This window comes from Pseudomonas sp. B20, from assembly GCF_020515755.1.
Classification (GTDB): Bacteria; Pseudomonadota; Gammaproteobacteria; order Pseudomonadales; family Pseudomonadaceae; genus Aquipseudomonas; species Aquipseudomonas syringae.
Genome location: NZ_JAHPJG010000010.1, coordinates 207128 through 224837, shown reverse-complemented (window position 1 = coordinate 224837; position 17710 = coordinate 207128). Strand labels below are relative to the sequence as shown.

Here is a 17710-nt window from a genome sequence, read left to right as displayed (position 1 = left end):
GGAACGATAGTCAACGATCCTCACAATCAGCAAGAATTAGCGCGCAGCACAAACCCCACTCAGCCAAACCCCACAATAGCCTTGGTCTCCAGATACTCTTCAAACCCCTGCACACCGTACTCGCGACCGTTGCCCGAGCGCTTGTAGCCGCCAAACGGGGCCATCGGGTTCCAGGCGGGGTAGTTCAGGTGCACCTGCCCGGCACGAATGCGCGAAGCCACCGCGCGTGCCTGCTCGAGGTCCTGCCCCTGGACATGCGCACCCAGGCCATAGACCGTATCGTTGGCAATTGCGATAGCCTCCTCGACCGTATCGTAGGCAATCAGGCACAGCACCGGGCCAAAAATCTCTTCCCGGGCGATACGCATCGACGAGTCCACATCGGAAAACACCGTTGGCCGGGTATAAAAGCCTCGCTCATGGCCCTGCACGCGTCCCGGCCCGCCGCAGATAAGCTTCGCGCCTTCGCTCAGCCCGGCATCGATCATCGCCTGGACACGATGAAACTGTGCCTCATTGGCGATAGGGCCCAATACCGTCTGCTCCAACTGCGGGTCACCCACAACGATTGCCGCGGCCGTTTCGGCAGCCAGCGCTTCAACTTCTGCCAGTCGGTTCCTGGGCACGATCATTCGCGTCGGCGCGCTGCATGACTGACCCACATTGCGGAACGCGGCCATCACGCCGGGCGGCACGGCTTTGGCGAAGTCGGCGTCGGGCAGCAGGATATTCGGTGATTTGCCGCCCAGTTCCTGAGTCACTCGTTTGACCGTCGGGGCGGCGGCCTGCGCCACCAATGCGCCTGCCCGGTTGGAGCCGGTGATCGAGATCATGTCGATATCAGGGTGGGCCGCCATCGCGCCACCAACCTCGGGGCCGCTGCCATTGACCAGATTGAACACCCCCGGCGGCAGACCGGCGTCATGCACCAGTTGCGCGAACAGCAGGGCGCTCAGGGGAGACAGTTCGCTGGGCTTGAGCACCACCGTGCAGCCGGCCGCGATGGCCGGGGCGACTTTGGCGGTGATTTGATACAGCGGCCAGTTCCACGGCGTGATCAGCCCGCACACACCGATGGGCTCGCGGTCGATCGCCGTGCCGCCTTCGACGGTGTGGAAGCGGTAGGTCGCCAGCAGGTCACGTGCAACACGTACGTGTTCTGCGGCCAGCGGCACCTGCATGGCCCGCGCCGAACTGATGGATGCGCCCATCTCCAGTGAGATCGCCTGCGCCAGTTGTTCCTTGCGCTCGATAATCAGCTCATGGATCCGGCCGATGACCTGGGCCCGGGCGTGTGGCGAGGTGCTGGACCAGCCGGCAAAAGCTGCCCGCGCTGCCGCAACTGCACGGTCCACATCGGCGGCCGAGCCACTGGCGACATGCGCTACTGCTTCTTCGGTCGCAGGGTTGATCACCGCGATACTGACCGGGTCGAGCGGGGCGGACCAACGACCATCAATATAGAGTTTCAGCGCGGTGTCCGGATCAACGTGATGGCTGTTCAAGGACTGTGAGGTCATCCAGCGGGCTCCCTGGAGCAATAATGGTCAAGGCCAGGCCCTTTGCTGTCAGGCCGTTCGATACCCATAAGCTAACAAAGCAGCCTGGATAAAAAGCGCCGATCTGCCGGGTTGCAAAGAATAATCTGCTGTATGCAACCCGCTAACATGGCGGACCTGTTTCGGCCGTTTATCCGCGCTGTTATCAGCCGATCGCCTGAGTCACCAGCGTGAATTGCTGCACATCCGGGTTGGAGGCGGGCGGCGTCCCGAGCACCATGCGCGGTGCCCTGTCGACACACGGCAGCCCCAGGCTTTCGAGCCACGCCGCCAGCCCGCAGTCAGCCAGAATGTCGAAGCGCACGAACAGGCCGGGTATCTGTTGCAACAGGTGTTCAATCAATCGTTGTGCCTGATTTACATCACCGGCAACCACCGGACCGATGATATGACCGCGTCCGAAACGGCGCAGCAGGGCGATACCTTGCAACTGACCTGCGTATTCAATGCCGACCGCCTGTTCTGCATCGTGCAACAGATCAGTCAGCACGGCAGTGCGATCCAGGCCGCTGCCCGCGTTGGCCAGGCGGATCAGTTCTGCGTGGTCGGTCGTGCCCAGCGTACGTATCGGCAGGTCGTCTTTCGCTGGCGCCAGCCCTGACAGGTCGGCAACGCCCTGATGCTGCTGGATGCGTGCGAAGTCAACGAAACCCAGGCTCTGGTAAAGCGGCGCGCCCAGTTCCGTAGCGTTGAGGATCGGCGTGCGCGGTGCCGTCGCGTAGAGGCACAGCTTCATCAAGTGGCGACCGATGCCTTTGCCCTGATGATCATCGCGGACGATCACCAGCCCGATCGAGGACCAGTCACCCTGATGGCAGGTAAACGCCACGCCAACCAGCTGGCCATCATGCTCGGCGACAAAACCCTCGGAAGTACGTTGCACCATCGCCCAGTCCTGTTCGCGGTGTGGCCACTTGAGGCTCACTGAAAGGGCATGGGCTGCCGGGATATCCGCCGCAGTCACCGGGCGATACTGGTAGTGAGCGTCTGAGGTTGCAGGCATGGCGCCTCCGTTGCGATGAGGTGGGTGAGTGGTTTGGCTCATACCAGCTTTCCAGTGCTCATCAGGCTGGACATGAGCGGTATTTCGATGGCCGTCGGATCGGTGAAGCGGCGAATATCGAACGGGCTGATCAGCGTGCGCGTGCTGCCGGTGCTGATCAGCTCGGCCATGACGTCACCGACGCCGGGACCAAGCTGAAAACCATGGCCGCAAAAGCCAAACGCGTAGAACAGGCCGTCGACTTTGCCGCTGCGACCCATGATCGGCAGCGAGTCCGGCGTGTAACTCTCGATGCCGCTCCAGACACGGATGATGTTCAGCTTCTCTGCACCCGGTAGCAGGCGTTTCATCTGTTTCATCTGGTTGATCAGGCTCTCCGGCTTGAAGTAGGCGCGGCGGTTGAGCATGTCCGGTTTATTGCGATTGCCGCCTCCGATGATGATGTTGCCGCGCGGGATCTGCCGGAAATAGATCACTTCCTCCTTGATCCTGGTAAACACCCCGATCACCGTCGGCAGCGCGTAAGGTATCGGTTCTGTCACCGACATCTGCGGTCCGTTGGGCTCAAGAGGGACAGACTCGCCGAACTGCTCGGCGAGCCTGGCGCCCCAGGCACCGGCAGTGATGAGCAACTGTTCGGCGACGAATAGCTGTCCATCGGCGGTGGTGACCTGAAACTCGCCGCCCACCTTTTGCACCTCGATCACTTCAGTGCGTTCTTCGATTCTTGCCCCCGCACGAATCGCCGCGCGGGCGAACGCGGGGGCTGCCAGCCTTGGGTTGGCGTGCCCGTCATGGGGCGCATAGGAACCGCCTTTGACTTGCGCACCGAGAAACGGAAAACGGTCGTGCAGCGCCTTGCCGGAAAGGATCTGCAAGTCCAGCTCGCGGGCTTCTGGGGCAGCGGCATAGGCCTCCAGTTCGGCGATTTCGTCCTCGCGATAGCACACGCGCATATGCCCGCTGGGAATGAATTCCAGGTCTTCACCGATCAGCTCCGGCAGGCGCTTCCACAGGGCCCAGGAGCGATTGGACAGTTCCAGCTGGCCGAGAAACCGTCCCTGACGGCGCACGTTGCCGAAATTCACGCCGCTGGCGTATTGGCCGATCTGGTCGCGCTCCAGCAGGGTGACCGAACGGCCGTGCTGGCGCAGAAAAAACGCGGAGGACGCGCCCATGAAGCCGCCGCCGATAATCAGGACATCGCTTTTTTGTGGGGTCATGAGGGGCTCCCGCTCATGTGGATTGGCTACAACGCGCCAGCGCTTCGATCTCGATCAGGTAGCCGTGGTGCAATTCCGGAACCGGCACCACCGCGCGCGCAGGACGATGTTCGCCCAGATAGCCCGCGTAGAGGCGGTCGAAGGCAGGCCAGTGCTGGACGCCGGCGATATAAATGGTCACTTTCAGCAGGTCATCCGTATTGCATCCCGCCGCGCCAAGGATGGCCAGCAGATTGTCCAGCGCGACCGCAGCCTGGACCTCGAACGGCTCGCCGACGCTGTGACTGCCATCGGCGCGCACCGGCAGTTGTCCGGAAACATGCAGCGTGCCTTGATGTAGCATCGCCTGCGAATAATGCCCGCCGGGTGCTGCGGCCTGGGACGTACTGATCGGTTTCATCTCACCAGCCATGCAGGCGACTCCAGGTATGGATTGCGCCTTCGCTGTCGCAGGCGTGGTAGTCCGGGAATTGCGCGCCGGTGGCACAGGCGTGGTTGGGCAGAATGCGCAGTCGGCTGCCGATGGGAAAACGCTCGCTGATGTCGGCCTCGCTGCCCGCAGCAAGTGTGATGATGCCGTGCTCCTGATTGGCACCGGTGACCCGTGCACCGTCGATCCACTCGCCAGTGTCGCTGCACACCTGGCCGTAGCCGAAATCCTTGCGCTGACGCTGAGTGCCGCGATCGCGGCTCATGGCCATCCAGCCCGCATCAACGATGATCCAGCCCTTGTCCTGCTGATGGCCGATGACCGTGGTCAATACGCTCAGAGCCAGCTCATCTGCCTGGCATACACCAATGTTGTGCATCACCAGATCGAAGAACACATACACCCCGGCGCGAACTTCGGTCACGCCGTGCAGGCTCTGCGCCGACAGTGCCGTCGGCGTCGAACCGATGCTGACGTCCGCACAGGGCAGTCCTGCCCGGCGAATCCGCTCGGCGGCGCTGACGCAGAGCCTGCGTTCCTGTTCGGCGAGGGCTTGCAGCGCTTCAGGGGTGTCGAGGTCATAGCTGGACCCGGCGTGGGTCATTACCCCGCGCAGTTGCATGCCACCGTCGACCAGCGTGCTCGCGACCTCGACGAGCGAGGGGTCGTCAACGGTCAGGCCGGAGCGATGACCGTCGCAATCGATTTCTATCCAGACGTCGAAACGTTCGTCATGCGCCTGGCCGAAGGCGACAATTGCCCGGGCAGCTGTCACGCTGTCGGTCAGGATGCTCAGGCGGCAACCCTTGCGCCGCAGTCTGAGTGCCTGCTCCAGCTTGCCGGGTGCAATGGCGACGGCATAGAACACGTCGTCGATGCCCTCGGCAAAGCAATGCTCAGCCTCCTTCAGCGTCGACACCGTGACACCGCTGGCACCCGCTGCAATCTGCGCCTGTATGACCGGCAGGCATTTGCTGGTCTTGACGTGCGGGCGCAAACGCACGCCCAGCTCGTTCATGCGTTGTTGCATACGCTGGATATTGTGCTGCATGCGCGACACATCGAGCAGCGCGACAGGCGTATCGAGAGAGGACAGGGAGGCTGACATGGAAAGCGCTCGTGTGGCTGGGTACGGCAACCACTCTACGCAGCGATGATGAAGCTGTGGTTCAATGTACGATCATCAATCCTTAAGCTGAAGTGAATGATTGCTATCGAAGACCTGCGTCTGGCCGTGACCCTGTCGCGCTGCGAATCGCTCAGTGCTGCCGCCAGAATCCTCAATGTCTCGCCGCCGGCGTTGTCGATGCGTTTGCGCAAACTGGAGACGCAACTGGGCATCACCTTGGCCAGTCGCGACGCCAGACGCCTGAGTCTGACCGCTGATGGTGAGCGTTTCGCCCGCGAAAGCGCACAGCTGCTGGAGCAACTGGAGGCACTCCCGGAGTCTTTCAGGCAGCGTGATGAACGGCTGGTGGGCACGCTGCGCCTGGCAGCGCCGTTCGGTTATGGACGCCAGCGCATTGCGCCGCTGCTGGCGCGCTTCGCCAGGCTGCACCCGCAGTTGTGTCTGCAACTGGACCTGCGCGAAACACCCTGGCCGGACCGTCACGACAGCGATGCGGTGATACACATCGGCAGCCTCAATGACAGCCAGTGGATCGCCAGGCCGTTGGCACAGAATCATCGCTGGCTGTGCGCCAGCCCGGCGTATATCGAACAGCATGGTGTGCCCTCGACGCCCGATCAACTGGCTGGCCATCGCTGCATCTGCATTCGCGAAAACGATGAAGACGTCACCCTCTGGCACCTGAGCAAGGGCCAGACCAAAAAGACCCTGCGCATCGAGCCCGCGCTGCTCAGCAACGACGGCTCGGTCGCCCGGCGCTGGGCCGAGCAGGGGCTGGGCATCGTGTTGCGCTCGCAGTGGGACGTCAGCGACGCCATTGCCAGCGGCAGGCTGGTGCGGGTGCTTGCCGATTGGCAACTGGCCAGTGCGCCGATCAACCTGCTGGTGCCTGTACGAAAGCATCGCAGCGCACGGGTACAGGCGTTGACCGAGTTTCTCGAGATAGCCCTGAAAGCCTGATTCGGCAAAGCACTGGCACGCTGTTGGTCGCTGTGTTGAACACCTTAATTGACGCTCACGGCAACGCGCGGGTATAAACCGCGTCTTGTGTTTTTGTCGGATTTTTCTCCATGAGCTTCAGCCCCCTGATTCGCCAGTTGATCGATGCCTTCCGCGTGCTGCCGGGCGTCGGTCAGAAAACCGCTCAGCGCATGGCGTTGCAGTTGCTGGAGCGCGACCGCAGCGGCGGTTCGCGGCTGGCGCAGGCATTGGGGCAGGCGATGGATGGCGTGGGTCACTGTCGCTCATGCCGCACGCTGACCGAAGAGGAACTCTGCCCGCAATGCGCAGACCCGCGTCGTGATGACACGCTGCTGTGCGTGGTCGAAGGCCCGACGGATGTCTATGCGGTGGAGCAGACCGGCTATCGCGGTCGTTACTTCGTGCTCAAGGGCCACCTGTCGCCGCTCGACGGCCTGGGACCGGAGGCCATCGGCATTCCGCAGTTGATGGAACGCGTCAGCCAGCAGGGCACCTTCACCGAGGTGATCCTCGCGACCAATCCGACGGTGGAAGGCGAAGCGACCGCGCATTACATCGCCCAGTTGCTGCATGACAAGGGCTTGGTCGCATCGCGCATTGCCCACGGCGTTCCTCTGGGTGGCGAGCTGGACCTGGTCGACGGCGGCACGCTGGCGCATTCGTTTGCAGGGCGCAAGCCGATTGCAATGTGATACCGGCCAGCGCTTCTGCAGTCAGTAGCGCGGCGTAATATCGCGCTCGACAGGTGGCGCGTTCGGGTCCTGACCAGCCGGAAACTTGCCTTTCAGGTGCCAGGCGAACGCGATGATTTCGGCAATCGTGCGGTACAGCGGCTCGGGAATACTGTCGCCCAGTTCCATGCGTGCCAACAGCTTGACCAGTTCGGCGTTCTCGTAGATGGGCACTTCGTATTCGCGGGCAATGGCCAGAATCGCCTCGGCCAACTGGTCGTCGCCCTTGGCGCTGAGCGTCGGGGCGTGCTGGCCGTCATAGCTGAGGGCGATAGCCTGGCGCGGAGTGTGATCGGGTAGGCTCATCAGGCGTTCTCGTCGATCCAGCGTTGTTCGAGCGCGGTACGCGGACCGCTTGGTGGTGCGCCGTGGCTGCAGGCCAGTTCGCCCACTGCCAGGCCGCAGGCTATCAGCCGTTCGCGCAGATACCCCAGCTCATGTTCGATCAATGCCGCGCTGTCGGGGCGCTCGGCCCACAGCTGGCTGGACAGCGTGCCGCGCAGTAACTGCGCATGCACCTGCAAGGGCCCCAACGGCTCGAGATCGAACGCCAGGTCGACTTTCCAGAGTTTTTCCCGGGTGTCCTTGATCTCGATATCATCACGGTCTTCGGCCGCGTCCTGATCGGGCGTGTCTTCACGCTGCACCTTGACCTGCAAGGGCACGATGTCGTGGGCGTTGCGCATCGGCACTTCCAGCTGCCAGGTGGTCACCTGGGTGCCGTCGGCGTTGGTGCGCGTTTGTTCCAGCCCGCCCAGTTGATGGCTTTGCAGGCGTGAGACAGCAGCCGCAGCGAGCTTGAGGAGGATTTCCAGATCATCCTCCTTCTCGCCACCGCTGACCGTGCGCGATGGCAGCGGAAAAATGCTTGGCTGAGTGCGTGCCGCGACCAGGCCCAGGGTGCCCAGCGCATTGCGGATTGCATTGGGCATCGTGCGCGCCAGGGTGTTGGACGCCGCCGCTGCGCCGTAAGACATATTGTCTGGCAGGCCGGGAAGGATCTGGGCGATCAGACGCATCAGGTTGGCTTTCATGTCCGGTAGCTGCTGCGCCTGGTTCAATCCGGCCAGCAGTCTGGCTTCCAGAAACACGCCGCTGGCGTTCAGCGCCTGGGCCACGCCCTTGGGGGTGGTCATCTGCTCGACGTCGGGCAGGTCGGCGAGCAACTGGTTGATACTGGCCTGCAGCGGGGCGCTGATGGCCGGGCCAGGACTGGTCGGGCTGCCGGACTGCAGGTTTTGCAGGGCGTTGATCAGGGTGTCCAGCGAGCCTTGGCGATTTTGCTGTGCGGACAGTTGCTGCGCCAAGGCCAGTTGATCGAAGCGACCGGGCAGGGCCACGAAGTTGAGTGCCTGATTGCCTTGTACCTGAGCGCTCAGGAGGCTGCCGACCGTCAGCGGCTGCGGGCTCTCGATGGTCAGGCTGGAACCCGCCAGCGCCGTGTTGAGCAGCATCACGATGGAGCGGTAGGTGGGCGTCGCAGCGGCCGGGTTCTGGGTGGCCAGTTGATTGACTGCCTGAGCGATCACCTGGCTGGTCATGACTTTGCCCTGCAGCAGCGTGCCGACCGGTAATTGTTGGGTATCGATGCTGGTCATCGAGTTTTTCAGCGCGCCGTTTAGCTGCTGCAGTGTCAAGGTCAGCTCGTTGGCCGATGCCTGCGCCACTTGCAGCAGACTGCCGGGCGTGAACGGGACGCTGCTGGTGACCGGTAAGTTGGTCAGGCTGCCGTTGGCGAGCACCAGCCGCAACAGCAACTGGAAGTTCTGGTTGACCTGCTTGAGGGTCAGCACTTCGGCGTTAGCGGTTTCGCCTTCGGGGATCAGATTTTCCGCCGATTGCAGCATGGTCAGCACTTGCGCGGGGGAGATGCCGGCGCGCAACAGTGTCAGGGTGGCGTTTGTTGCCGGAACGCTGGTGATGTCGCCTGTCATTGCACTATCGACCCGAGGAAATTGCCCCTTTGATAACAGGACTCGCATGTATAATACCGGCCGAAACCGGACCAGCCGCCATTAACTTCTCTTCATGTAACGGCCGTATCAACCCCGACTTGAACCGCGTTTTACTCCGTATGTGTCTGTTTTGGCACATTTCGCGACGCAAAGCACTGGAAACGCCCGATGATCGCAGCCACCCCATTTTTGCAAGCGACGGCTCTGGCGTGTGAGCGGGACGGGCGGATGCTGTTCGAAAACCTCGATCTTCATCTGCACGCGGGCGACATGCTGCAGATCAGCGGTCCCAACGGCTGCGGCAAGACCAGCCTGCTGCGCCTGCTGTGCGGGTTGATGCAGCCAACGGCCGGACAGGTGGTGCTCGACGCGCAGCCAGTGGATCGTGGGCCCGCGGCACCGGGCAGCAAGCTGTTGTGGATCGGTCATGCGCCAGCGCTCAAGGATGTGCTGACGCCACTGGAAAACCTGTCCTGGCTCAGCGCACTGCACCAGCCAGCCGATGCCGACGCCATAGCCACCGCGCTAGATGCGGTCGGCCTGGCAGGTTTCGAAGACGTGCCCTGTCACACTTTGTCGGCCGGGCAGCAGCGTCGCGTCGCGCTGGCACGTCTGTATCTGCCGGGCCCGCCACTCTGGCTGCTCGACGAGCCGTTTACCGCGCTCGACCGGCAAGGCATCGAGCAACTGGAAAACCACCTCGCCGGGCACTGTGAACACGGTGGCATGATTGTCATGACCACCCACCACAGCCTGAGCCGTCTGCCCGCGGGCTATCGGGACCTCGACCTGGGGCAGTGGTCAGCATGAGCAATGTGTTTGTTCTGCTGATGCTCCGTGAGGTGCGGCTGCTGGCGAGGCGTCCCGCAGAGCTGGCCAACCCGCTGGTGTTCTTCGCGATCGTTGTCGCCCTGTTCCCGCTGGCGCTGGGGCCGCAGACGCAATTGTTGCAAACCTTGTCGCCGGGGCTGGTCTGGGTGGCGGCACTGCTGGCCGTGCTGCTGTCGCTGGACGGGCTGTTGCGCAGTGATTTCGAGGACGGCTCGCTGGAGCAGTGGGTCCTTTCGCCGCACCCGCTGGCCCTTCTGGTGCTGATCAAAGTGCTGGCACACTGGGTTTTTTCCGGGCTGGCACTGGTACTGTTGTCACCTTTGCTGGCCTTGATGCTCGGTCTGCCGGTGCAGTGCCTGTCGGTGTTGATGGTTTCGCTGCTGCTGGGCACCCCGGTGCTCAGCCTGCTGGGGGCGTTGGGCGCGGCGTTGACCGTGGGTTTGAAGCGTGGCGGCCTGCTGCTGGCATTGTTGATTCTGCCGCTGTACATCCCGGTGCTGATTCTGGGCAGTGGCGCGTTGCAGGCCGCGCTGCAGGGCATGCCGGCGACCGGCTATCTGCTGTGGCTGGGCAGCCTGGCGGCGCTGGCGATCACCCTGACACCCTTTGCGATAGCCGCTGGCCTGAAAATCAGCATCGGCGAATAATTGAGGTTCCGGGATCGAGACTTCGATGCCGGTCAACACCCTGGATGCACCCTGATGAAAAGCAACGCCATGAAAAGCAGCATCGGTTGGGCCTGGCTGCACACGCTCGGCTCGCCGAAAGGGTTTTACCGCGTCAGCGCACGCCTGCTGCCCTGGCTGAGTGTTGCCGCTGTGCTGTTGCTGGTCATCGGCATGGTCTGGGGGCTGGCGTTCGCGCCGCCGGATTACCAGCAGGGCAACAGCTTCCGGATCATTTATATCCACGTACCCGCCGCGATGCTTGCCCAGTCCTGTTACGTCATGCTGGCCGTGTGCGGGGTGGTCGGGCTGGTCTGGAGAATCAAGCTGGCCGATGTCGCACTGCACTGCGCTGCACCGATTGGCGCGTGGATGACCGCGCTGGCGCTGGCGACCGGCGCGATCTGGGGCAAGCCCACCTGGGGGGCGTGGTGGGTCTGGGACGCGCGACTGACCTCGATGCTGATTCTACTATTCCTGTATTTCGGCCTGATCGCGCTGGGCAATGCCATCAGTAACCGTGACAGCGCCGCCAAGGCCTGCGCGGTGCTGGCCATCGTCGGTGTGGTGAATATCCCGATCATCAAGTATTCGGTCGAGTGGTGGAACACCCTGCACCAGGGTTCGACATTCAGCCTCACGGAGAAACCCGCCATGCCGGCTGAAATGTGGCTGCCGCTGCTGTTTACCACCCTCGGTTTCTACTGCTTCTTCGGCGTGCTGTTGATGATGCGCATGCGTCTTGAAGTGCTGCGTCGCGAAGCGCGCACGCAGTGGGTCAAGACCGAGATTCTGCGCAGCCTGGGGCACACAGCAGCGCAGTCGGAGAACACGCTTTGAGTTTTGCATCGTTCAGCGATTTTCTTGCCATGGGCCGCCACGGGTTGTTTGTCTGGTCGGCCTACGGTTTGTGCCTTGTGGTGCTGCTGATCAACGTGGTGTTGCCGCTATGGGCGCGGCAGCGGTTTCTGAAACAGCAGGCACGTCGCCTGAAGCGGGAGAATCGCCCGTGAACCCGCTGCGCAAAAAACGCTTGTTGATCATTGTCGCGCTGCTGGCCGGTGTCGGTCTGGCCGTGACCCTGGCCCTCAGCGCCTTGCAGGAAAACATCAACCTGTTCTACACCCCCAGCCAGATCGCCAGTGGCGAGGCACCCCTGAATACGCGCATTCGGGCTGGCGGCATGGTCGAGAAGGGCTCATTGCAGCGTTCGGCCGATTCGCTGGACGTGCGTTTTGTGGTCACCGATTTCAACAAGTCGGTAACCATCACTTATCGGGGCATTCTTCCCGATCTGTTTCGTGAAGGGCAGGGCATCGTGGCGCTGGGCAAACTCAATGCACAGGGCGTAGTGGTGGCCGACGAAGTACTGGCCAAGCATGACGAGAAATACATGCCCCCCGAGGTCACCAAGGCTTTGCGTGACAGCGGTCAGGCGGCACCGACTGCGTCTCCCACACCTGTCAAACAGGGTTGATCGATGATTCCCGAACTCGGCCATCTGGCCATGATTCTGGCTCTCGGCTTTGCGCTGGTGCAGGCCATCATTCCGCTGATCGGCGCATGGCGCGGCGATCGCTTGTGGATGAGCCTTGCCCGTCCGGCAGCCTGGGGCCAGTTCAGCTTTCTGATCTTCGCCTTCGGTTGCCTGACCTACGCGTTCATGGTCGACGACTTCTCCGTCGCCTACGTTGCACAGAACTCCAACACCGCGCTGCCTTGGTACTACAAGTTCAGTGCCGTGTGGGGCGCGCATGAGGGTTCGTTGTTGCTCTGGGCCTTGATTCTCGGTGGCTGGACCTTCGCCGTGTCGGTGTTTTCCCGGCAACTGCCTCAGGTGATGCTGGCGCGGGTCCTCGCCGTGATGGGCATGATCAGCCTGGGTTTCCTGTCGTTTCTGATCCTGACCTCCAACCCGTTCGCGCGTCTGTTGCCGCAGATGCCCGCGAATGGACGTGATCTGAACCCGTTGTTGCAGGATATTGGCCTCATCGTGCATCCGCCGATGCTGTACATGGGCTATGTCGGCTTCTCCGTGGCCTTTGCGTTCGCCATCGCGGCCTTGCTAGGCGGTCGACTCGACGCTGCCTGGGCGCGCTGGTCTCGTCCATGGACTCTGGTGGCCTGGGCTTTTCTCGGCATCGGCATCAGCCTGGGTTCGTGGTGGGCGTATTACGAGCTGGGCTGGGGCGGCTGGTGGTTCTGGGACCCGGTGGAAAACGCCTCGTTCATGCCCTGGCTGGTGGGCACCGCGCTGATTCACTCGCTGGCGGTCACGGAAAAACGTGGCGTGTTCAAGAGCTGGACGGTATTGCTGGCCATTGCTGCGTTTTCTTTGAGCCTGCTGGGCACCTTCCTGGTCCGCTCCGGGGTGCTGACCTCCGTGCACGCCTTTGCCTCGGACCCGGCGCGCGGTGTGTTCATCCTGATGTTTTTGCTGGTCGTGGTCGGCGGTTCGCTGACCCTGTTCGCGATTCGCGCACCGGTGGTCAAAAGCCAGGTCGGATTCGGCTTGTGGTCGCGGGAAACCCTGCTGCTGGGCAATAACCTGTTGCTGGTGGTTGCCGCGTCGATGATTCTGCTGGGCACCCTTTATCCGCTGGTGATCGATGCCATGAGTGGCGCCAAGATGTCTGTCGGCCCGCCGTACTTCAATACGCTGTTCGTGCCATTGATGGGCTTGCTGCTGGTGGTGATGGCGGTCGGCGTACTGGTGCGCTGGAAGGACACGCCGCTGAAATGGCTGCTCGGCATGCTGGCCCCGGTACTGGTCGGCAGCGTCGTTCTGGCAGTGCTGGCCGGTCTGCTGCTGGGCGATTTCCAGTGGGCGGTGCTGGCGACCCTGATGCTCGCCGCCTGGGTGCTGCTGGCCGGGGTTCGCGACCTGCTCGACAAGACCCGCCACAAGGGTCTGCTCAGCGGCGCCCGCAGTCTGACCCGCAGCTACTGGGGCATGCAGCTGGCGCACCTTGGCATTGTCGTGTGCGCGCTGGGGGTGGTGCTGTCGAGCCAGAACAGCGCCGAGCGCGATTTGCGCATGGCCCCTGGCGAGTCCACCGAACTGGGTGGGTATACCTTTGTCTTCGAGGGCGCCCGGCATTATGAAGGGCCGAACTTCACCTCGGATCGCGGCACTGTTCGCGTGCTGCGCAACGGCGTTCAACTGACCGAACTGCACCCGGAGAAGCGCCTCTACACCGTGCAGCAGTCGGTGATGACCGAAGCGGGCATTGATGCCGGTTTCAGCCGGGACCTGTATGTTGCCCTGGGTGAACCGCTGGGCGACGGTGCGTGGGCCGTTCGGGTTCACGTCAAACCGTTTGTGCGCTGGATCTGGCTTGGCGGCCTGCTGACCGGTCTGGGCGGGGTTCTGGCGGCGCTGGACCGGCGCTATCGCACCCGGGTAAAGAACAAGGTGCGCGAGGCATTGGGTCTGTCGGGAGCTGCACAATGAAACGCTGGGTCATGGTGCTGCCACTGGTGCTGTTTCTGGGCGTGACGGCGTTTTTGTATCGCGGTTTGTATCTGGACCCCGCCGAGCTGCCCTCGGCACTGATCGGCAAGCCTTTTCCGGCATTCTCGCTGCCGGCGGTGCAGGGCGAGCGGATGTTGAGCCGTGCCGATCTGCTCGGCAAACCCGCGCTGGTCAACGTCTGGGGCACCTGGTGCGTGGCCTGCCGGGTGGAGCATCCGGTGCTGACCCGGCTGGCGCAGCAGGGCGTGCTGATCTACGGCGTGAATTACAAGGACGTCAACGCGGACGCGCTGAAGTGGCTCAAGGAATTCCATGATCCTTATCAACTGAATATTCGTGACCAGGACGGCTCTCTGGGCCTCAACCTGGGGGTGTACGGTGCGCCGGAAACCTTCCTGATCGATGCTCAGGGCGTCATTCGTTACAAACACGTCGGGGTCATCGACGACGCAGTGTGGCGCGAAAAGCTTGCCGCGCGTTATCAGCAACTGGTCGATGAGGCGCGGCTATGAAGCGCTACCTGGTGATCGTCCTGCTCAGCGTGCTGTGTTCCGGTATTGCCCACGCGGCCATCGACGCTTATGCCTTTCGCGACGATGCCGAGCGCGCCCGCTACAGCGAACTGACCCGAGAACTGCGCTGCCCGAAATGCCAGAACCAGGACATTGCCGACTCCAATGCGCCGATTGCCGCTGATTTGCGCAAGGAAATCTACCGCATGCTGGGCGAAGGGCAGAGCAATCAGCAGATCATCGATTTCATGGTCGATCGCTATGGCGATTTCGTTCGCTACAAGCCGAGCCTCAATGCACGCACCTGGTTGCTGTGGTTCGGGCCGGCCGGTCTGCTGGTCGGCGGACTCGTGGTGATCGGCCTTATCGTTGGCCGCCGCAGCAAGGCACAATCCGCTCACGCCGACGGGCTTTCCGAAGATGAAAGGCAGCGTCTCGCCACCTTGCTGGATGAGCACCGCCCATGATTGATTTCTGGATGGCAACCGGGCTGTTGTTGGTAGTCGCGCTGAGCTTTTTGCTGATTCCGCTGCTGCGCGGCCATCGCGCGCAACGGGAAGAAGACCGCACAGCTCTGAACGTGGCCTTGTATCAGGAGCGGTTGAGCGAGTTGCAGGTTCAGCACGAGCAGGGCGTGCTGTCGGTGGCGCAATTGCAGGCTGCACGTGCCGAAGCAGCGCGTGAGCTGCTTGCCGACACCGAAGGCGCCGAGCCCGCCCGCACATCGCGTCTGGGCAAGCCCTTGCTGGTGCTGGCTGCGCTGCTGGTGCCTGTGTTGGGGCTGGCGGGCTATCTCCAGCTGGGTGCCAGTGACCGGGTTGAACTGAGTCGCGAATTCGCTCGACCACCCACCTCGCTGGCAGACATGACCCAGCGTCTGGAGCGCAGCGTGCAGGCTCAACCGGATTCAGCCGAAAACCTGTATTTTCTGGCGCGCAGCTATATGGCGCAGAACCGTCCGGGTGATGCCGCGCAGATGTTCGAGCGCTCGGTGGCGCTGGCCGGAAGGCAGCCCGAGTTGCTCGGGCAGTGGGCTCAGGCGCTGTATTTCGCCAGCGACAAACACTTCACACCCCAGGTGCAGGCGCTGACCGACGAAGCGCTGCAGGCTGACCCCAAGGAAGTCACCAGCCTTGGTCTGCTTGGGATTGCCGCGTTCGAAACACAGCGCTATCAGGCGGCGGTGGATTACTGGACCCGGTTGCTCGCAGCACTGCCCGCAGATGACGCATCGCGGTCGGCGCTGGAGGGCGGCATTGCCCGCGCCAGAGAAAACCTCGCCAAACGCGCGGCAGACGCGGCGCCGGCAGTTAAGGCGAAGTCGATAAAAATTCATGTCGAGCTGGCTGCGGCACTTCAAGGCAAGGTAAGCCCGAACGACAGCGTGTTCGTCTTCGCCCGCGCCATCAATGGCCCGGCGGCACCTTTGGCGGTCAAACGCATTACCGTGGCGGACTTGCCTGCCGAGGTGGAACTGAGCGATGCCGACGCGATGATGCCGCAACTGAACCTGTCGAACTTCGCGCAAGTCCAACTGGTTGTGCGAGTGTCTCGCACAGGGCAGCCAACCACCGGTGAGTGGGTCGGCCGCAGTCAGCCACTGGCCAGTGATTCCGGGGTTCAGCAGGCGTTGATCATTGACAGTCCGGATAACTAGAGAATTCGCTTATGTACCGTACCGCACGCATCACCTTGTTGGGTCTGGTTGTTGGCCTGAGTGCCTGTGCTGTCCAGCATCCGGCACCGCCACATAGCCAGGATCCTATCCTCAACCTGCCGGGTGGCCAGCAGCCAGGCGCGCCGCGTCCGAGTAGCGCGCCTTCGGAGCCTGCCAAGGCGCCTGCCGCCGCGCCGAAGTCCTCGGCCAGCTTCGCGCCGCCACCGGGCGGCGGCAGCCACTGGGACCCGCGCCTTGGCGTGTACGTGATGGACGATCAGCCCAACACGTTCTATCGCCAGCGCACTTATTATCAGTGGAATGACGGCTGGAGTTGGGCAACCAGCCCCAACGGTCCGTGGCAGGCGACTGATGTCAGTGGCGTGCCGGCAGGGCTGGGCAAACAGTTCAGTAAATGATCCAGGCTCAATAAAAACGGCGACCTCGAAGGTCGCCGTTTTGCATTGCCTGAGCGGCTTATTTGCCGGGATAGATCTGGTCGAACACACCGCCGTCGATGAAGTGGGTCTTCTGCACCGTGCGCCAGTCACCGAAGGTTTTCTCCACCGAGAGGAAGTCCACTTTCGGGAAGCGATCGGTGTACTTGGCCAGCACCTGCGGATCACGCGGGCGCAGGTAGTTTTTGGCAGCGATCTCCTGGCCTTCCGGTGACCACAGGTATTTCAGGTATTCCTCAGCCAAGGGGCGGGAGCCTTTCCTGTCCACGACCTTGTCGACCACACTCACCGGTGGCTCGGCTTCTGCCGACACGGAGGGGTAAACCACTTCGAACTGATCGCGACCGAATTCGCGCGCGATCATTTCCGCTTCGTTCTCGAAGGTGACCAGCACGTCGCCGATCTGGTTGGTCATGAACGTTGTAGTTGCACCACGGCCGCCGGTATCAAGCACTGGCACATGTCTGAACAGATCACCGACGAATTTCTTCGCCGCCGCTTCATCGCCGCCTTTTTTCAGGGTGTAACCCCATGCCGAGAGGTAGGTGTAGCGGCCGTTGCCCGAGGTTTTCGGGTTGGGCACGATGACTTCCACGCCATCCTTGATCAGGTCCGGCCAGTCTTTGAGGGCCTTCGGGTTGCCCTTGCGCACGATGAATACCGTGGCCGAAGTGAATGGCGCGCTATTGTTCGGCAGGCGGCTGACCCAGTCTTCCGGCACCAGCTTGCCATTGTCGGCCAGGGCATTGATGTCAGTGGCCATGTTCATGGTGATCACGTCAGCCGGCAGCCCGTCGATGACCGAACGCGCCTGCTTGCTCGACCCGCCGAAAGACATCTGCACAGTCACCTCTTCATTCTTCTCGGCTTTCCAGTGTTTCTGGAAGGCGCTGTTGTAGTCCTTGTAGAAATCACGCATCACGTCATAGGAGACGTTGAGCAGCGTTGGAGCTGCCTGGGCAGCGCTGGCAAAAGCCAGGCCGGCGGCCAGTAGCGAGGCGGCGAAGAGTTTATTCACTGCAGGGTCCTTGAGATGAAGAGTCGTGTGACAAGCCTGATGGCGTAATGCCGCGACACTATCAGCATCGCGCCTGCGGTTTA

Annotated in this window: 20 protein-coding genes; 12 read left to right on the top strand and 8 right to left on the bottom strand. The window is 62.4% G+C overall.

Features of this window, described 5'->3' with window-relative positions:
* Positions 1 to 59: 59 nt before the first annotated feature.
* The 5 genes from LIX91_RS13640 to LIX91_RS13620 form a co-directional block, all read right to left on the bottom strand.
* Entirely contained in the window at positions 60 to 1520 is a 1461-nt protein-coding gene (locus LIX91_RS13640; RefSeq protein WP_226488633.1) for an aldehyde dehydrogenase family protein, read from the bottom strand.
* A gap of 184 nt (positions 1521 to 1704) precedes the next feature.
* Positions 1705 to 2562: a GNAT family N-acetyltransferase gene (locus LIX91_RS13635; protein WP_226488632.1), complete on the bottom strand. Its 858-nt coding sequence runs from the start codon at positions 2560 to 2562 to the stop codon at positions 1705 to 1707.
* A 38-nt stretch (positions 2563 to 2600) separates the two neighbouring features.
* Positions 2601 to 3785 carry an NAD(P)/FAD-dependent oxidoreductase gene (locus tag LIX91_RS13630; protein WP_046237331.1) on the bottom strand — a complete coding sequence of 395 codons (1185 nt, stop codon included), beginning with the start codon at positions 3783 to 3785 and terminating at the stop codon, positions 2601 to 2603.
* Positions 3786 to 3798: 13 nt separating this feature from the next.
* Positions 3799 to 4197 (bottom strand): RidA family protein, encoded by a 399-nt coding sequence (locus LIX91_RS13625; RefSeq protein WP_226488631.1) that lies wholly within the window; start codon positions 4195 to 4197, stop codon positions 3799 to 3801.
* Positions 4187 to 5323 carry a DSD1 family PLP-dependent enzyme gene (locus LIX91_RS13620; RefSeq protein ID WP_226488630.1) on the bottom strand — a complete coding sequence of 379 codons (1137 nt, stop codon included), beginning with the start codon at positions 5321 to 5323 and terminating at the stop codon, positions 4187 to 4189. The genes LIX91_RS13625 and LIX91_RS13620 overlap by 11 nt, the downstream gene beginning before the upstream one ends.
* A gap of 96 nt (positions 5324 to 5419) precedes the next feature.
* Between LIX91_RS13620 and LIX91_RS13615 the strand changes: the two genes are divergently transcribed.
* Positions 5420 to 6304 (top strand): LysR family transcriptional regulator, encoded by an 885-nt coding sequence (locus LIX91_RS13615; RefSeq protein WP_226488629.1) that lies wholly within the window; start codon positions 5420 to 5422, stop codon positions 6302 to 6304.
* 110 nt (positions 6305 to 6414) lie between these two features.
* Positions 6415 to 7017, top strand: a complete 603-nt coding sequence (gene recR, locus LIX91_RS13610) for a recombination mediator RecR (protein ID WP_003316874.1) — start codon at positions 6415 to 6417, stop codon at positions 7015 to 7017.
* A 21-nt stretch (positions 7018 to 7038) separates the two neighbouring features.
* Here the strand turns inward: recR and LIX91_RS13605 are convergent, their stop codons facing one another.
* Positions 7039 to 7362 (bottom strand): EscU/YscU/HrcU family type III secretion system export apparatus switch protein, encoded by a 324-nt coding sequence (locus LIX91_RS13605; protein ID WP_003412308.1) that lies wholly within the window; start codon positions 7360 to 7362, stop codon positions 7039 to 7041.
* Positions 7362 to 8990, bottom strand: a complete 1629-nt coding sequence (locus LIX91_RS13600) for a flagellar hook-length control protein FliK (RefSeq protein ID WP_226488628.1) — start codon at positions 8988 to 8990, stop codon at positions 7362 to 7364. The genes LIX91_RS13605 and LIX91_RS13600 overlap by 1 nt, the downstream gene beginning before the upstream one ends.
* Positions 8991 to 9179: 189 nt before the next feature.
* On the opposite strand from LIX91_RS13600, the gene ccmA reads away from it, so the two are divergent.
* From ccmA to LIX91_RS13550, 10 genes are read left to right on the top strand one after another with little or no spacing between them, the layout of a single operon-like run.
* The gene (gene ccmA / locus LIX91_RS13595; RefSeq protein ID WP_032703043.1) at positions 9180 to 9821 is read left to right on the top strand and encodes a cytochrome c biogenesis heme-transporting ATPase CcmA; all 642 of its coding nucleotides are present in this window, start codon (positions 9180 to 9182) and stop codon (positions 9819 to 9821) included.
* Entirely contained in the window at positions 9818 to 10489 is a 672-nt protein-coding gene (gene ccmB / locus LIX91_RS13590; RefSeq protein ID WP_226488627.1) for a heme exporter protein CcmB, read from the top strand. Before ccmA ends, ccmB begins: the two co-directional genes overlap by 4 nt.
* Before the next feature lie 54 nt (positions 10490 to 10543).
* Positions 10544 to 11347: a heme ABC transporter permease gene (locus LIX91_RS13585; RefSeq protein WP_226488626.1), complete on the top strand. Its 804-nt coding sequence runs from the start codon at positions 10544 to 10546 to the stop codon at positions 11345 to 11347.
* Complete coding sequence (ccmD, locus tag LIX91_RS13580; RefSeq protein WP_226488625.1) at positions 11344 to 11520, top strand: heme exporter protein CcmD; 177 nt, start codon at positions 11344 to 11346, stop codon at positions 11518 to 11520. The genes LIX91_RS13585 and ccmD overlap by 4 nt, the downstream gene beginning before the upstream one ends.
* The gene (gene ccmE, locus LIX91_RS13575; RefSeq protein WP_003417784.1) at positions 11517 to 11984 is read left to right on the top strand and encodes a cytochrome c maturation protein CcmE; all 468 of its coding nucleotides are present in this window, start codon (positions 11517 to 11519) and stop codon (positions 11982 to 11984) included. Before ccmD ends, ccmE begins: the two co-directional genes overlap by 4 nt.
* 3 nt (positions 11985 to 11987) lie before the next feature.
* On the top strand, positions 11988 to 13961 hold the full coding sequence (locus tag LIX91_RS13570; RefSeq protein WP_226488624.1) for a heme lyase CcmF/NrfE family subunit: 1974 nt from the start codon (positions 11988 to 11990) through the stop codon (positions 13959 to 13961).
* A complete protein-coding gene (locus LIX91_RS13565; protein WP_226488623.1) occupies positions 13958 to 14494 on the top strand; it encodes a DsbE family thiol:disulfide interchange protein in 537 nt (178 codons plus the stop codon). The genes LIX91_RS13570 and LIX91_RS13565 overlap by 4 nt, the downstream gene beginning before the upstream one ends.
* Positions 14491 to 14961 (top strand): cytochrome c-type biogenesis protein, encoded by a 471-nt coding sequence (locus LIX91_RS13560; RefSeq protein WP_226488622.1) that lies wholly within the window; start codon positions 14491 to 14493, stop codon positions 14959 to 14961. The genes LIX91_RS13565 and LIX91_RS13560 overlap by 4 nt, the downstream gene beginning before the upstream one ends.
* Positions 14958 to 16151, top strand: coding sequence for a c-type cytochrome biogenesis protein CcmI (ccmI, locus tag LIX91_RS13555; RefSeq protein WP_226488621.1), 1194 nt, complete (start codon positions 14958 to 14960; stop codon positions 16149 to 16151). Before LIX91_RS13560 ends, ccmI begins: the two co-directional genes overlap by 4 nt.
* Before the next feature lie 11 nt (positions 16152 to 16162).
* Positions 16163 to 16570, top strand: coding sequence for a lipoprotein (locus LIX91_RS13550; RefSeq protein ID WP_003316888.1), 408 nt, complete (start codon positions 16163 to 16165; stop codon positions 16568 to 16570).
* A gap of 58 nt (positions 16571 to 16628) precedes the next feature.
* Here LIX91_RS13550 and LIX91_RS13545 read toward each other — a convergent pair whose 3' ends face one another.
* Complete coding sequence (locus tag LIX91_RS13545) at positions 16629 to 17627, bottom strand: sulfate ABC transporter substrate-binding protein (protein ID WP_003412272.1); 999 nt, start codon at positions 17625 to 17627, stop codon at positions 16629 to 16631.
* Positions 17628 to 17710 lie beyond the last annotated feature (83 nt).

Excerpts from the sequence above, each read along its gene's own strand:
- LIX91_RS13630 (WP_046237331.1), bottom strand. The coding sequence starts at position 3,785 with ATGACCCCACAAAAAAGCGATGTCCTGATTATCGGCGGCGGCTTCATG.
- LIX91_RS13605 (WP_003412308.1), bottom strand. The coding sequence starts at position 7,362 with ATGAGCCTACCCGATCACACTCCGCGCCAGGCTATCGCCCTCAGCTAT.
- LIX91_RS13620 (WP_226488630.1), bottom strand. The coding sequence starts at position 5,323 with ATGTCAGCCTCCCTGTCCTCTCTCGATACGCCTGTCGCGCTGCTCGAT.
- LIX91_RS13560 (WP_226488622.1), top strand. The coding sequence starts at position 14,491 with ATGAAGCGCTACCTGGTGATCGTCCTGCTCAGCGTGCTGTGTTCCGGT.
- LIX91_RS13585 (WP_226488626.1), top strand. The coding sequence starts at position 10,544 with ATGAAAAGCAACGCCATGAAAAGCAGCATCGGTTGGGCCTGGCTGCAC.
- LIX91_RS13635 (WP_226488632.1), bottom strand. The coding sequence starts at position 2,562 with ATGCCTGCAACCTCAGACGCTCACTACCAGTATCGCCCGGTGACTGCG.
- LIX91_RS13600 (WP_226488628.1), bottom strand. The coding sequence starts at position 8,990 with ATGACAGGCGACATCACCAGCGTTCCGGCAACAAACGCCACCCTGACA.
- LIX91_RS13625 (WP_226488631.1), bottom strand. The coding sequence starts at position 4,197 with ATGGCTGGTGAGATGAAACCGATCAGTACGTCCCAGGCCGCAGCACCC.
- LIX91_RS13640 (WP_226488633.1), bottom strand. The coding sequence starts at position 1,520 with ATGACCTCACAGTCCTTGAACAGCCATCACGTTGATCCGGACACCGCG.
- LIX91_RS13570 (WP_226488624.1), top strand. The coding sequence starts at position 11,988 with ATGATTCCCGAACTCGGCCATCTGGCCATGATTCTGGCTCTCGGCTTT.
- ccmI (WP_226488621.1), top strand. The coding sequence starts at position 14,958 with ATGATTGATTTCTGGATGGCAACCGGGCTGTTGTTGGTAGTCGCGCTG.
- LIX91_RS13615 (WP_226488629.1), top strand. The coding sequence starts at position 5,420 with ATGATTGCTATCGAAGACCTGCGTCTGGCCGTGACCCTGTCGCGCTGC.
- ccmA (WP_032703043.1), top strand. The coding sequence starts at position 9,180 with ATGATCGCAGCCACCCCATTTTTGCAAGCGACGGCTCTGGCGTGTGAG.
- ccmB (WP_226488627.1), top strand. The coding sequence starts at position 9,818 with ATGAGCAATGTGTTTGTTCTGCTGATGCTCCGTGAGGTGCGGCTGCTG.
- LIX91_RS13550 (WP_003316888.1), top strand. The coding sequence starts at position 16,163 with ATGTACCGTACCGCACGCATCACCTTGTTGGGTCTGGTTGTTGGCCTG.
- recR (WP_003316874.1), top strand. The coding sequence starts at position 6,415 with ATGAGCTTCAGCCCCCTGATTCGCCAGTTGATCGATGCCTTCCGCGTG.
- LIX91_RS13565 (WP_226488623.1), top strand. The coding sequence starts at position 13,958 with ATGAAACGCTGGGTCATGGTGCTGCCACTGGTGCTGTTTCTGGGCGTG.